Source organism: Geodermatophilus sp. SYSU D00867 (genome assembly GCF_054050315.1).
Genome location: NZ_JBJGZC010000023.1, coordinates 41,752 through 55,462 on the forward strand (window position 1 = coordinate 41,752; position 13,711 = coordinate 55,462).

11 protein-coding genes are annotated in these 13,711 nt (G+C 74.0%); 2 read left to right on the plus strand and 9 right to left on the minus strand.

Translation table 11 applies throughout. The annotated features are described in order from the left end of the window. Positions 1–24 precede the first annotated feature (24 nt). From ACI8AK_RS19415 to ACI8AK_RS19440, 6 genes are all read right to left on the minus strand, one after another. The gene (locus ACI8AK_RS19415; protein ID WP_456957603.1) at positions 25–1,254 is read right to left on the minus strand and encodes an ABC transporter substrate-binding protein; all 1,230 of its coding nucleotides are present in this window, start codon (positions 1,252–1,254) and stop codon (positions 25–27) included. Positions 1,255–1,262: 8 nt separating this feature from the next. After that, positions 1,263–2,501 (minus strand): branched-chain amino acid ABC transporter permease, encoded by a 1,239-nt coding sequence (locus ACI8AK_RS19420; protein WP_387988974.1) that lies wholly within the window; start codon positions 2,499–2,501, stop codon positions 1,263–1,265. Continuing rightward, entirely contained in the window at positions 2,494–3,384 is an 891-nt protein-coding gene (locus ACI8AK_RS19425) for a branched-chain amino acid ABC transporter permease (RefSeq protein ID WP_456902236.1), read from the minus strand. The genes ACI8AK_RS19420 and ACI8AK_RS19425 overlap by 8 nt, the downstream gene beginning before the upstream one ends. Beyond that, the gene (locus tag ACI8AK_RS19430) at positions 3,381–4,319 is read right to left on the minus strand and encodes an ABC transporter ATP-binding protein (protein ID WP_456957605.1); all 939 of its coding nucleotides are present in this window, start codon (positions 4,317–4,319) and stop codon (positions 3,381–3,383) included. Before ACI8AK_RS19430 ends, ACI8AK_RS19425 begins: the two co-directional genes overlap by 4 nt. Next, complete coding sequence (locus ACI8AK_RS19435; RefSeq protein ID WP_456902234.1) at positions 4,307–5,098, minus strand: ABC transporter ATP-binding protein; 792 nt, start codon at positions 5,096–5,098, stop codon at positions 4,307–4,309. Before ACI8AK_RS19435 ends, ACI8AK_RS19430 begins: the two co-directional genes overlap by 13 nt. Positions 5,099–5,258: 160 nt before the next feature. Further along, positions 5,259–6,446, minus strand: coding sequence for a YVTN family beta-propeller repeat protein (locus ACI8AK_RS19440; protein ID WP_456957607.1), 1,188 nt, complete (start codon positions 6,444–6,446; stop codon positions 5,259–5,261). Positions 6,447–6,594: 148 nt separating this feature from the next. On the opposite strand from ACI8AK_RS19440, the gene ACI8AK_RS19445 reads away from it, so the two are divergent. After that, positions 6,595–8,013 carry an MFS transporter gene (locus tag ACI8AK_RS19445; protein WP_456957609.1) on the plus strand — a complete coding sequence of 473 codons (1,419 nt, stop codon included), beginning with the start codon at positions 6,595–6,597 and terminating at the stop codon, positions 8,011–8,013. Here the strand turns inward: ACI8AK_RS19445 and ACI8AK_RS19450 are convergent. Further along, complete coding sequence (locus tag ACI8AK_RS19450; RefSeq protein ID WP_456957611.1) at positions 7,994–8,908, minus strand: sugar phosphate isomerase/epimerase family protein; 915 nt, start codon at positions 8,906–8,908, stop codon at positions 7,994–7,996. The two genes, ACI8AK_RS19445 and ACI8AK_RS19450, sit on opposite strands and share 20 nt — an antisense overlap. 385 nt (positions 8,909–9,293) lie before the next feature. Between ACI8AK_RS19450 and ACI8AK_RS19455 the strand changes: the two genes are divergently transcribed. Then, positions 9,294–11,570 (plus strand): immune inhibitor A domain-containing protein, encoded by a 2,277-nt coding sequence (locus tag ACI8AK_RS19455; protein ID WP_456957613.1) that lies wholly within the window; start codon positions 9,294–9,296, stop codon positions 11,568–11,570. A gap of 60 nt (positions 11,571–11,630) precedes the next feature. On the opposite strand, the gene serA is transcribed toward ACI8AK_RS19455, so the two are convergent. Together serA and ACI8AK_RS19465 are read right to left on the minus strand one after the other, a co-directional pair. After that, on the minus strand, positions 11,631–12,839 hold the full coding sequence (gene serA / locus ACI8AK_RS19460; RefSeq protein WP_456949867.1) for a phosphoglycerate dehydrogenase: 1,209 nt from the start codon (positions 12,837–12,839) through the stop codon (positions 11,631–11,633). 78 nt (positions 12,840–12,917) lie between these two features. Then, entirely contained in the window at positions 12,918–13,658 is a 741-nt protein-coding gene (locus ACI8AK_RS19465) for an HpcH/HpaI aldolase family protein (protein ID WP_456957615.1), read from the minus strand. Positions 13,659–13,711: the final 53 nt, after the last annotated feature.

Genomic DNA, 13,711 nt, shown 5'->3' on the forward strand with positions numbered 1-13,711 from the left:
GGCCGGGGCGGAGGGGGCCGCCGATCAGCCCCCGAGCTGGGCGGCCAGCTCGCCCTCGAACCCCTCCTGGTAGACCTCGGCGCCGCCGGGGACGTCGGCCGGCCGCAGGATGAGGCTCTGCGTGCTCGGCGAGACGCCGGTCTCGAACCCGTTGATGGGCACCAGCAGGCCGCCGGTGTCGACGTCCTCCAGCTCGCCGAACGCCGCGACGACGCCCTCGCGGGTCAGGTCGCCGCTCTCGCAGGCGGCGTCGAGCACCTGGTTCATCACGTCGCCCATCGCGTAGCCGAAGATCGCGCCGAGGCTCGGCGTGACGTTCGGGTAGGCCGCCTCGTACTGCTCGAGCAGCTCGGGCTGGGCGTCCCACGCGGTGACCGGCGAGGCCACGTAGAGGTGGTCCCTGAGCCACTGCGCCGAGGCCCCCTGCAGCAGGCCCGGCGCGAACACCGGGTTGCTGCCCAGGATCGGGACGTCGAGGCCCTGGGCCTGCGCCACCGCGGCCACCGAGGCGGTCTGCGTCGGCGCGACGGTGAGCACGATCGCGTCGACGCCGGCCGAGGCGAACTGGGTGACCTGCGCGGACATGTCCTGGTCGGTGGACTTGATCTGCGCCGGGATCACCTCCAGGCCGCGGGCCTCCGCGACGGCCTCGCTGCCGGCCAGGCCGTTCTCCCCGTACTCGCCCTCGAAGTAGATGTGCCCGACCGTGGCGCCGTCCTGCAGCAGCCCCTGGTCGAACAGGTACTGGTAGCCGTTGGCGATCTCGACGTCGTAGGTGGCGCCGAGGACGCCGGTGCCGGGGATCTCGGTGAGCGTGCGCGCCCAGGCCGACGGGAAGTTGACGATCTGGTCGCTCTCGTAGTCCCCGGCCAGCGCGGTGTTGATCGGCGACCCGATCGTCTGCTGCATCGCGAGGATGTTCGGCTCCATCGCGCTGTAGAGCTGCACGCCGGTCTGCGGCACGTAGCCGGTGTCCTGGACGTCGAGCTCGACGTCGTAGGTGTCGCAGACCTGGTTGTCCTGCCAGTACAGGGTGTTGCCGTTGGTGATGTCCTGGCCGAGCGCGGCGAAGACGCCGGTCAGGTCGGTGAGCACCCCGAGCCGGATGGTGGTGCCCTCCACCCCGACGTCGGTGGCGACGTCGCCGCCGCCCTCGCCTCCCCCGCCGCCGCCGCCGTCCGGCGCCCTGGTGCTGCAGCCGCTGACGACGACGACGGTGACGGCGGCCAGGACGGTGGCCCCCCGCAGACGCACTGCTGCTCTCATCTGGTGCTCCCTCGCGCTGGTGGGTCGGACGGATCGGGGTCGGTGCTGCGCGCACCCGAGCCCGCTGTGGCGCTCGGGGATCCGCGGCCGGGTCTGCGTCCCCGGCGGCGGAAGCGGTGGGCGATCCCGACCAGGCCGCCGGGCTCGAAGAGGACGACGAGGACGATCGCCAGGCCGAACAGGTAGCGGGCGGCGGTGCCGGCGGCGATGCCGCCCTCGCCGGGCGCGCTGACGAGCGGCAGCACGTCGGCGAACTGCTGGAACACCAGCGGCAGGGCGGTGACGAACGCCGCGCCCAGCGCCGCGCCGCCCACCGACCCGAGCCCGCCGAGCACGATCATCGCCAGGTACAGCACCGACACGGTCAGGCCGAAGGACTCCGGCGCGATGCTGCCGATCGACAGCGCGTACATCACCCCGGACAGCCCGGCGTACATGGAGCTGACCATGAACACCCGCGCCTTGTACGCCTGCACGTTGACGCCCATGACCGAGGCGGCGACCTCGCTGTCGCGCAGCGTCTCCAGCGCCCGGCCGGGCCGGCTGCGCAGCAGGTTGCGGGCGAAGACGTAGGCGGCCAGCGCCAGGACGATGCCGAGGTACCAGAGCCGCTCGGCCTCCCGGTAGGGCACGCCGAGGACGAACAGCGTCGGGTCGCTGTTGCCGAAGCTGAACCCGAACAGCGAGAACTCCGGCACCGAGCGGCCGTTGAACCCGCCGGTGACCGGCGTCCAGGTGTTGAGCACGTGGACGCCGATGAACACCAGCCCGAGCGAGGCGACGCCGAGGTAGATGCCGCGCAGCCGGGCCGCGATCGGGCTGAACAGCAGGCCGGCCAGGCCGGCGAGCAGCACGCCGAGCACCATCCCGACGATCGGCGGCAGCTCCAGGCCGCGCAGCGCCGCCCGGGTGCCCAGGCCGCCGGACTCGCCGGAGACGTAGGTGTAGGTGATCGCGCCGACCGCGAGGAAGAACGCGTGCGCCAGCGACAGTTGACCGCTGGTGCCGACCAGGAGGTTCAGCCCGATCGCGCCGACGATCGCGCCGGCGACGGCGAAGCCGGTCCGCAGCCAGAACTCCTCGACGTACAGCGGGAGCACCAGCAGCACGACGAGGGCCGCCACGAGCAGCACCGGCCGGAGCCAGCGCAGCAGCGGGGAGCGGCCGGGCCGGGAGGTGTCCGCCGCCGCCGTCCGGCCGCGCGCCCCGGTGGGGGCGGAGAGGGTGTCAGACACGTGTCAGCTCCTTGGTCCCGAACAGGCCGGAGGGGCGGACGAGCAGCACGACGATCATCACGACGTAGGGCGCGACCTCGCCGAAGCCGCGGCCGAGGAAGGACAGCTGCTCCTGGTAGCCGGCCGCGAGGGCCTCGGTGATCCCGATGAGCAGCCCGCCGACCAGCGCGCCGCCGGTGGAGTCCAGGCCGCCGAGGATCGCCGCGGGGAACGCGCGCAGCGCGACCGTGTAGGCCGCCGCGCTCACGCCCGGGGTCGGGGCGCCGACGAGGAACAGCGCCGCCACCGCGGCGAGCACCCCGGCGACGATCCAGGCCAGCGCCGACACCCGGCCCTGCCGGATGCCCATCAGCGCAGCGGCCTCGCCGTCCTCGGCCGAGGCGCGCATCGCCACGCCCCAGCTGGAGTACTTGAAGGCGACGAAGAACGCGACGATGAGGACGGCGGCCACGCCCATGGCGATCAGCCGGTTCTCGCTGATGCCGACGCTGCCGATGCGGACCGAGTCGCTGCCCCACGGGTGCGGGACGTTGAGGATGTCCGGGCCGATCTGCCGGATGAGCTCGGTCAGGATGACGATGTCGACGCCGATGGTGACGATCGCCAGGCTGATCACCGGGGCGCCGCGGAGCTGGTTGATGACCAGCCGCTCGACGAGGAACGCCGCCAGCGCCGTGAACCCGACGCCGACGAGCACCGCGGGCAGGAAGCCGATCGGGCCCGACAGCCGGGCGATCGTGTAGGCGCCGAGCAGCAGCAGCGACCCGTGGGTGAAGCTGACCACCTCGCTGGCCTTGAAGATGATCACGAAGCCGAGCGCGATGAGCGCGTAGATGGCGCCCAGCGAGATGCCGTTGAGCAGCAGGGACAGGAACTGGGTCACGGCCGGCTCCCCGGGGCGTCGGTGGCGGTGGCGCCCCGGGCGGCGGCGCCCTCGGCGGGATGCTGGGCGGCGGGGTGCTGGGCGGCGGTGTGCTGGGCGGCGGTGTGCTGGGCGGCGGCCTCGGCGGGGCCGACCTCGGTGCCCGAGCCGAGGTAGGCGCGGATGACCTCGGGGTCGGACTGGACCTGCGCCGGGGTGCCGTCGGCGATGCGGCGGCCGAAGTCGAGGACGGTCACCCGGTCGGCCAGCGACATGACCATCCCCATGTCGTGCTCGACGAGGATGACCGAGATCCCCAGCGCCGAGCGGATCTCCCGGATCGCGTCGGCCATCCGGTCGGTCTCCTGGGCGTTCATCCCGGCGACCGGCTCGTCGAGCAGCAGCAGCCGGGGCTCGATGCACAGCGCCCGGGCCACCTCGACCCGCTTCTGGTCGCCGTAGGACAGCACGCCGACGGGCGTGTGCAGCTTGGCGCCGAGGTCGAGGAACTCGGCGATCTCGCGGATGCGCTCGCCGTGGACCCGCCCCTCCCGGGTGGCCCGCGGCAGCCGCAGCCCGGAGGAGAGGAAGCCCGCCTTGGTGAGGTGGTGGCGGCCGAGCATGAGGTTCTCGGCCACCGTCTGCGTGCCCGACAGCGCGATGTTCTGGAACGCGCGGGCCACGCCGACGCCGGCGATCTGGAACGGCCGCATCGCGCTCAGGCGGGCCTGGCCGAACCGGACCTCCCCCGCGCTCGCGCGGTAGACGCCGGAGAGGACGTTGAACAGCGTCGACTTGCCGGCGCCGTTGGGCCCGATGACGGCGTGGATGGCGCCCGGGGCGACGGTGAACGAGACGTCGTTGAGCGCCTTGATCGCGCCGAAGGAGACGCTGACGCCGTCGACCTCGACCGGCGGGACGTCGTCCCGGGTGGTCGCCGCGGTCACGCCGTCCACCGCGACAGGGTGCGGCGGGGCGCCCGCTCGACGCGCTCCGCGGCGGGCTCGGCGCCGGTGTGGCCGAGGTAGAGCCGCTGCACCTCGTCGGTGGCGGCGAGCTCGCGGGCGTCGCCGGACAGGGACACCTCGCCGACGTCGAGGACGTAGGCGCGGTCGGCGACGCCGAGGGCCATCGTCGCGTTCTGCTCGACCAGCAGCACCGACGTCCCCTGGCGGTTGATCTCGGCGATCACCTCGCCGATCTGGCCGATGACGCGGGGCGCGAGGCCCAGGGACGGCTCGTCGAGCAGCAGCAGCCGCGGGCTGGCCATGAGCGCGCGGCCGATGGCGAGCATCTGCTGCTCCCCGCCGGACAGCAGCCCGGCGCGCTGCCCGGCGCGGTCGCGCAGCACCGGGAACAGGTCGTGCACGCGGGTGACGGCGCGGGCCTTGGCGGCGCGGTCGCGGTTGCCCATGCCGCCGGCGCGCAGGTTCTCCTCCACGGTGAGCCGGCCGAAGATCCGCCGCCCCTCCGGGACCTGGACCACGCCCCGGCGCACGATCTGGCCGGGGTCGCGGCGGGTGAGGTCGGTGTCCTCGAAGCGCACCGTGCCGGCGTCGACCCGGCCGCGGTGCAGCCGCAGGGTCCCGGAGACGGTACGCAGCAGCGTGGTCTTGCCCGCGCCGTTGCTCCCGAGCACGGCGACGACCGAGCCGTCGGGGACCTCCATCGACACGCCCCTGACGGCCTGGACGACGCCGCCGTAGCTCACCTGCAGCCGGTCGACGGTCAGCACGGCGCCACCGGCTCCCGGAGCACCCCGTGTGATGTGTGCCACATGCCGACGGACCATAGGGGGAACGTCGAGATCGCGGCCCCGGCCGGGACGGGACCGTGACCTGCCGGTGATACGGCACCGCGCGGTGCCGTCCGCCGGCGGCGTCGCCCGGGCGCGGTCAGGTGCCGGCGACGTCGAGCACGCGGACCGTGCCGTCGCCGGAGTTGGTGACGAGCAGCCGGCGCCCGTCCGGGGTCACGGTGACGCTCGTCGGGTCGGTCCCGGTGGGGATCCGCGCGGTGACGGCACCGGTGGCGGCGTCGACCACGGCCACGGTGCCGTCCTCCACGTTGGCGGTGTAGAGGTGGCGGCCGTCGGGGGCCCAGGTGACGTCCTGCGGCCCGGCGCCGACCCCGGGCACGGTGGCCACCACGGTGTCCGTCGCCGGGTCGATGAGCGTGACGTCGTCGCTGATGTAGCCGACCACCGCGATCCGCGTCCCGTCCGGCGAGGTCTCCAGGGCGTGCGGCCCGTCGCTGACGGGGACGGTCGCCAGCACCCGGTGGTCCTCGAGGGACAGGACGGTCACCACGTCGGAGAAGTGGTTGGTGACGTAGGCGGCCTCGCGGCCGGGCACGAAGGCGACCCAGTGCGGGGACGGCGCGACGTCCACCCGGTCCACCAGCGCCCCGGTGCCGGCGTCGAGGACGTCGAGGTGGTCCTCGTCGTAGTAGGGCACGTACAGCAGCCGGCCGCCGGGGTCGGTCGCCATGGCGTACGGCCCACGGCCCACCGGCACGGCGCCGGCCACCGTGTCGGTGGCGGTGTCGATGGAGACCACGGCGTCGGTGGTGAACTCCTCGTCGTAGGCGGAGACGAAGACCCGGCTCCCGTCCGGGGAGGTGGTGACCATCTGCGGCGGCGCCTGCGGCACCGGGATGGTCGCCGTCACCTCCGCGGTGTCGGGGTCGATGCGGAGGACGGCGCCGAGGACGGGGTCGGCGACGTAGGCGGAGCGGCCGTCGGGGGTGACCGCGAGGTGGTGCGGCGACGAGCCGACCGGGACCGCGGGGCCGATCCCGGGCTCAGCGGCGCTCGCCGCCGGCGCGGGCGCCCCGGACGACGCGGCGGGGCCCGACGGCGCAGCGGCGTCCCCGGCGTGCGCGCCGGGCGCGTGCTCGCCCACGCCGGCCGACGTCGCCGCCGCGCCCGCCTGCGGCTCGGGGGACCCGGAGCCCCCGGACCACAGGAGCGCCCCGACCACGACCGCGGCCAGAATCACCGCCCCGAGGCCCAGCGCGATCCCGCGCCGGCGCGTCCGCCGCCGGTAGTGCTTCCCGTGCGTGACCGCGTGGTGCAGGTCCATGGCTCATCGCCCCGTCGACCGTCCGGGTGTGCGTGTCGCAGGGGATGGATGGTCGGGGCCTGCACGGCCCCGGACAAGGGGGGACGGCGCCGGCAGCGCGACCGGCGTCACCCGTTGCACGTACCAACCACCTGGGACCCTGGAGGTCATGACCCCATCCCGCTCGCCGCGCGCCCTCGTGCCCGTGCTGCTCTTCGTGGGGACGGTCGTCGCCGTCATCAGCAGCCTGGGCGCGCCGCTGGTCCCCGCGATCGCCGCCGCGACGGACGCCCCGCTGCCCGACGCCCAGTGGTCGCTGACCGCCACGCTGCTGGTCGGCGCGGTGGCCACGCCGGTGGTGGGCCGGCTCGGCGACGGGCCGCACCGGCGCCGCGTCGTCCTCGCCGTGCTGGCCGTGGTGACCGCCGGTGGCGTGCTGGCGGCCCTCCCCCTGGGGCTGGGGTGGCTGGTCGCCGGGCGGGCGCTGCAGGGCCTCGGGCTCGGGCTGACGCCGCTGGCCATCGCCACCGCCCGCGAGGCGCTGACCGGTGAGCGCTCCCGGTCGACGATCGCCGCGCTGTCGCTCACCGTCGTCGCCGGCGTCGGCCTCGGCTACCCGCTGGCCGGGCTGGTGGCCGAGCTCGGCGGGGTGCACGCCGCCTTCTGGGCCGGCGCCGCGGTCAGCCTCGCCGCGCTCCTGGCCGCGGCCGCGGTCCTGCCGCCGGCCGCGGCCACCGCACGACGGCCGCTCGACGTCGTCGGCGCGCTCCTGCTGGGCGCCGGGCTGGCCGGGCTGCTCGTCGCGCTCGGCGAGGCGGAGACGGAGGGGTGGACCTCCCCGGCGCCGTGGCTGCTGGCCGGCGGCGCGGCCGCGGCGCTGGCCTGCTGGGTGCGCTGGGAGGCCCGGACGCCGGTGCCGCTGGTCGACCTGCGGCTGGCCCGCGGGCGGCTCGCGCTCACCGCCCACGTCGCGGCGCTGCTGGTCGGCCTGTCGAACTACCTGCTGCTCGCCTCGGTGCCCGTCCTGGCGCAGACGCCGGCCTCCCCCGGCCCGGGCTTCGGCGCCTCGCTGGTCGTGGCCGGGCTGGTGCTGCTGCCGTTCTCGGCGGCCAGCGTGCTCGGCGGCCGGCTCGCCCGGCTGCTGGCCGACCGTGGGCGGCAGCAGCTGGTGCTCCCGGTCGCCGCGGTCGTGCAGGCCGGCGCGTTCGTGCTGTTCGGGCTGACCCGCACCGAGCTGTGGCAGCTGTTCGCCCTCATGGCCGTCGCCGGGCTCGGGGTGGGCGCGTCCTTCGCGGCGTTCCCCGCGCTCGTGGTCGCCGCGGTGCCGCCGTCGGAGACCGGCAGCGCGATGAGCCTGAACCAGGTCCTGCGCTACGTCGGCTTCGCGCTCGGCAGCGCGGTGACCGCCACCCTGCTCGGCGCCGCGCCGGCCCCCGGGGGGTATGCGGCGATCGCGGTCCTCGGGCTGGCGGTGTGCGCGACGACCGCCGTCGTCTCCTGGCTGGCGCTGGGACGCGCGGAGGGGCGGCCCCGGGGATCCGGGACCGCCCCTCGTCAGGTGCCGGGCGTCAGCCGTTCGTGCAGGTGAGGTACGCGAAACCCTCCTCGGCGGCCACGAACGGGTCGAACGTCCCGTCGTTGCGCGGGTCGTGCTCGACGACGTAGTACTTCGTGCTGCCGCCGGCGGCCGCGAAGATCGACGGGAAGTCGATGGTGCCGCGGCCCACGATCTCGATCCGGTCGTTCAGCGCCGGGTTGAGGTCCTTGACGTGGAACAGCTGGATCCGGTTGCCGTACACGTCGATGACGTCCTCGATCGGGTCGAGGCCGGCGAAGGAGACCCAGTACAGGTCGAGCTGCGAGACGACGTTCCTGGCCTGGGTGTGCTGCATCAGGATGTCGAACGCGGTGCGGTCGCCGAAGACGGTCGTGAACTCGAAGTCGTGGTTGTGGATCATCAGCGTCTGCCCGGCCTTGCGCGCCTGCTCGCCGACGGCGTCCAGGTACTCGGCGTAGGCGACCCAGTCGGCCTCGGTCGTCAGCCGCTGCTGCTGCGGGATCCACGGGGCCCCCGCGCTGCTGCCGGACCCGAAGTACTTGATGCCCAGAACGCGGTTCTCCTCGAGGATCTGCTCGATGTTCACCTCGCTGAACTGCGAGCCCACGTCGACGTGGCGGGCCGACGCCTTCAGGCCGTACCGGTCCAGGAGCGCCCGGTACTGCTCGGCGGTCCAGCCGCCCAGGGTGTACGGCTCGACGTTGCGGTAGCCCATCTCGGCGAGGCGGCGCAGGACCTCCTCGTGGCGCTGCTGGGCCCCGGGGCCGGAGCCGATGTAGGCGGAGAAGGTGTACAGCTGGATCGAGATCTTGTTCAGCGGCACCCGGGCGCAGTCAGCGCTGGTGTGGCCGGCGGTGGAGGGGGCCGCGTTCGCGGGGCCGACGAGCCCCACGAACAGGAGTGCGGACAGGGCGGCCAACAGCACCGCTCGCGTCAGGTGTCGCAGGTTCCTCACTGGCTTCATCGGTCCTCTCGGGGGTTGACGGCGCACGTCGCACCCCGGAACGCCCGGACGGGCCGGCGATCCGCGGTGATCTGTGCCGTGCGCCACAACCTAGCGAGACTTGAGCTCTCCGCAAAGCGGAAGTCTGCGCATCACTGAGCGCAAGGAGCGTCGAGATGCGCTGGCGCCGTTACCGCAGGTCACGACGTCGTGGAGCGGACTACCTCGTCTCGTTGGTCACCGTTCGGTTACGGATTGTCGACTTATTTACCGCCGCTACCTAACGTCTCCCCGGGCTGCCAGAGAGTGACCGCCGGTGGTTCCCCACCGGTGGTCGGCGGTCCTCGTCCGACACGGGAGACGGTCCTTGAAGAAGAGAGCTCTTCCCCTGGTCGTGGGCGCCGCGCTGGTCGCGGTCGCCCTGCCCACGACCGCGAACGCGGCACCACCCCAGGAGGACCCCGGCGCGGCCCCCGCCCGGGCGCACGACCTGCCCAACCCCCTCGGCGACAAGCAGCGCGAGCTGCGCCAGGAGGCCCTCGAGCAGGTCGTCTCCGGCCAGGCCACGCCCCAGGGCGACAACAAGGTCGTCGAGGTCGCCCGCGGCCAGTACGTCGAGCTGGCCCAGGAGGACAGCGACGCGATCTGGACCGTGCTCGGCGAGTTCAGCGACCTGCCGCACAACCAGATCCCCCGCCCGGACCGGAGCGTGGACAACACCACGATCTGGGCCGAGGACTTCTCGCAGCCCTACTTCGACCAGCTGCTCTACAGCTCCGCGGACGGGGTCAACTCGGTCGCGAACTTCTACGAGGAGCTGTCCTCGGGCCGGTACACCGTCACCGGCGAGGTCGAGGACTGGGTCCAGGTGCCCGGCACCGGCGCCTCCTACGGCGACAACGACCTCGGTGACCGCGTCACCTGGGACTTCGTCAACGACACGGTCAACACCTGGTACGACAAGCAGTTGGCCACGGGCAAGACCGCCGAGGAGATCGACGAGTACCTCTCGCAGTTCGACGTCTGGGACCGCTACGACCACGACGGCGACGGCGAGTTCGACGAGGCCGACGGCTACATCGACCACTTCCAGGCCGTGCACTCCGGCATGGGCGAGGAGGTCGGCGGCGGCGTCCTCGGGGACGACGCCATCTGGTCCCACCGCTGGTACAACCAGACCAACCGCGTCGGCACCGCCGGACCGACCCTCGCTGACGGCACGCAGAACCCGCTCGGCGGCACGCGGGTCGGCGGGTCGAAGTACTGGATCGGCGACTACACGGTCGAGCCGGAGAACGGCGGCGTCGGGGTCTTCGCCCACGAGTTCGGCCACGACCTCGGCCTGCCGGACCTCTACGACACCTCCGGCAACAGCGGCGGCGCGGAGAACAGCACCGCCTTCTGGACGCTGATGTCGTCCGGCTCCTACGGCAACAGCGGCCGGCCGGCCGACGGCATCGGCACGAAGCCGATCCACATGGGCGCGTGGGAGAAGCTGCAGCTGGGCTGGCTGGACTACGAGGTCGTGCAGCCGGGCGCCCGGGCCAACACCCGCCTCGGCCCGTCGACCGCCGCCACCAAGCAGGCGCAGGCGCTGATCGTGCTGCTGCCGGACCGCCGGGTCACCACCACCGTCGGCACCCCGTTCGAGGGCCCGGAGTTCTGGTACTCGGGCTCGGGTGACGACCTGGACCACTCGATGCTGACGGCGCTGCCGGCCGGCGCGGAGACGCTCACCGCCAAGGTGAACTACCAGATCGAGCAGGACTGGGACTACGCCTACGCCGTCTACACCACCGACGGCGGCCGCACCTTCACCTCGCTGCCGACCACCCGGTCGACGACGACCGACCCCAACGGCCAGAACTACGGTCACGGCATCACCGGCAGCACCGGTGGGCAGTGGGTCGACCTGTCGGCGAGCCTGGCCGGCGTCCCGGCGGGTGCCCAGGTGGGCTTCCGCTACTGGACCGACGGCGCCGCCACCGAGCCCGGCTTCCTGGTCGACGCGGTGGCGATCGACGGCACCGCGGTGACGACCTGGACCCTCGACGGGTTCACCAGCACCACGGGCACGGCGACGGAGGAGTACTTCAACGCCTACATCGCCGAGAACCGCGCCTACACCGGCTACGACGCCGGCCTGCAGACCGGCCCGTACAACTTCGGCGACCCGAACCGTCCCGACTGGGCCGAGCGGCTCCCGTACCAGGACGGCCTGCTGATCAGCTACTGGAACACCCAGTACGCGGACAACAACGTCGGCGCCCACCCCGGCGGCGGGCTGGTCCTGCCGGTCGACGCCCACCCCGGCCTGCTCTACGAGCCGACCGACGACGAGGGCACGAACCGGACCGACGGCGAGTCCTGGCGGCCGCGGATCCAGTCCTACGACTCCACCTTCGGGCGGCAGGCGACGGACCGGATCACGCTGCACGACCCGGACACCGGCGTCGCCGCCACCTACGGCGGGCTGCCCGCCGTGCCGACCTTCGACGACCGGCAGGACTGGTACGTGGCGCCGGGTGAGCAGCCCGACGCCAACGGCTGGACCGGCGTGGACGTGCCGAGGACCGGCACCCGGATCACCGTGGTGAGCACCAGCGCCCACGACGGGTTCATGCAGGTCCGCGTCAACGGCTGACCTGCCACACGAGGACGGCCCCCCGGCATCAGCCGGGGGGCCGTTCCGCGTTCGAGGGCCTCAGCGCGGCCGGCGGCCCACGGTGGTCAGCCGGACGGTCTCCGGCAGGGTGCGCAGCGCGGCCAGCAGGTCCGCGGGCAGCTCGGCGCTCACGTCGGTGACCGCGTACCCGAGCTCGCCGCGGGTGGCCAGGACCTGGCCGTCGACGTTGAGCCCGTGCTCGCCGACCAGCGCGTCGACGCGGGCGAGGACGCCGGGCACGTTGCGGTGCAGCAGCGCGAACCGGGCCGCCGACGACCCGTGCAGGGCCACGGTCGGCAGGTTGACGCTCAGCGTCGTCGTCCCGGTGGTGGTGTAGTCGACGAGCTTGCCGGCGACGAACCGCCCGATGTCGTGCTGCGCCTCCTGGGTCGACCCGCCGACGTGCGGGGTGAGGATGACGTTGGGCAGGCCGCGCAGCACCGAGTCGAACGGGTCGCCCTGCTCGCGCGGCTCCTCGGGGAACACGTCCACCGCGGCCCCGGCGATGTGGCCGGACAGGACGTGCTCCCGCAGCGCCTCGTGGTCGACGACGAACCCGCGGGAGAGGTTGAGGAACAGGCTGCGCCGGCGCATCCGCGCGAACTGCTCGGCGCCGAACAGCCCGGCGTTGCCGGCCCGCCCGTCGACGTGCAGCGTCACCGTCTCCGCGCGCTCGAGCAGCTCCTCGAGGCTGTCGCAGCGCTCCGCGTTGCCCAGCGCCAGCTTGTCCTCGAGGTCGTAGAACAGCACCCGCATGCCCAGCGCCTCGGCGAGCACCGACAGCTGGCTGCCGATGTTGCCGTAGCCGACGATGCCCAGCGTGCGCCCGCGGATCTCGTGGCTGCCGGCCGCCGACTTGTCCCACGTACCGGCGTGCAGCGCGCGGTCCCGGTCGACCAGCCGCCGGGCCAGGATGACGATCTCCGCGATCGCCATCTCCACCACGCTGCGGGTGTTGGAGTACGGCGCGTTGAACACCGCGACGCCCGCGGCGGCGGCCGCGGCGAGGTCGATCTGGTTGGTGCCGATGCAGAAGGCGCCGACCGCCGCGAGGCCCGGCCGGGCGCGCACGACCTCGGCGGTCACCTGCGTCTTGGACCGGATCCCGAGCAGGTCGACGCCGTCCAGCGCGTCGACCAGGTCGGCCTCGTCCAGCGCTCCCCGGAGGGACTCGACCTGGTAGCCGGCCTCCCCGAGGAGGTCGGCCGCCACCGGGTCGATGTTCTCCAGCAGCAGGGCTCTGGGCACTCCGGGGACCTCCTCGACCGGGGACCGCCCGCCGGACCCCGTCGGGACGAGTATCCCGTCGTGGCCGGGGCGGCCCGGTCAGCGGGGGTCGGACCCCGGGCGGGCGGCCGCGAGGTGGCCCGCCGTCGCCTCGCCGAGCACGGCGGCGTCGACGGCGACCGTGACGATCGTGGCGCCCTCGGCGGCGAACCCCGCCGCCTCCTGCCCGCTGTAGGCGTGCACGCCCACGGGCACGCCGGCGGCGACCGCCCGCGCGACGATCGAGGACAGCACGCCGCGCAGCTCCCCGCGGTGCTCCTCCCCCGTCAGCCCGAGCGACAGGGACAGGTCGCCGGGGCCGACGTACACGCCGTCCAGCCCCTCGACGGCGAGCAGGACGTCGAGGTCCTCGAGCGCGGTGGCGGCCTCCACCATGAGCACGACCAGGGGCTCGTCGGCGCCGCCGGACAGCCGCCCGATCGACCGGGTCCCGGCCGGCGCGTACCGGGTGGCGGCCACCACCTCTCGGGCGTGCGCGGCGTCGCGGACGTTGGGCACGACCACGCCACGGGCGCCCAGGTCGAGCGGGCGGCCGACGTCGGCGAAGGCGGGGCTGCGGGTGCGGACCAGCGGCACCGCGCCGGCCGCGCCGATCGCCGCCGCGGTCCCGGGCAGGTCGGCCTCGGCGGTGGCGCCGTGCTGCAGGTCCACGACGACGTAGTCGGCGCCGGTGCGCGCCAGCAGCTCGCCGGTGACCGCCCCGGGCAGCAGGCTCCACAGCCCGTGCGCGGCCTCCCCCGCCGCCCACCGCCGCCGCAGGTCCGCCGCGCTCGCCGCCATGCCGTCCGTCCCCCGTCACCCCGTCGCCACCCGTCGTCCGCCGCCGCCGCCAC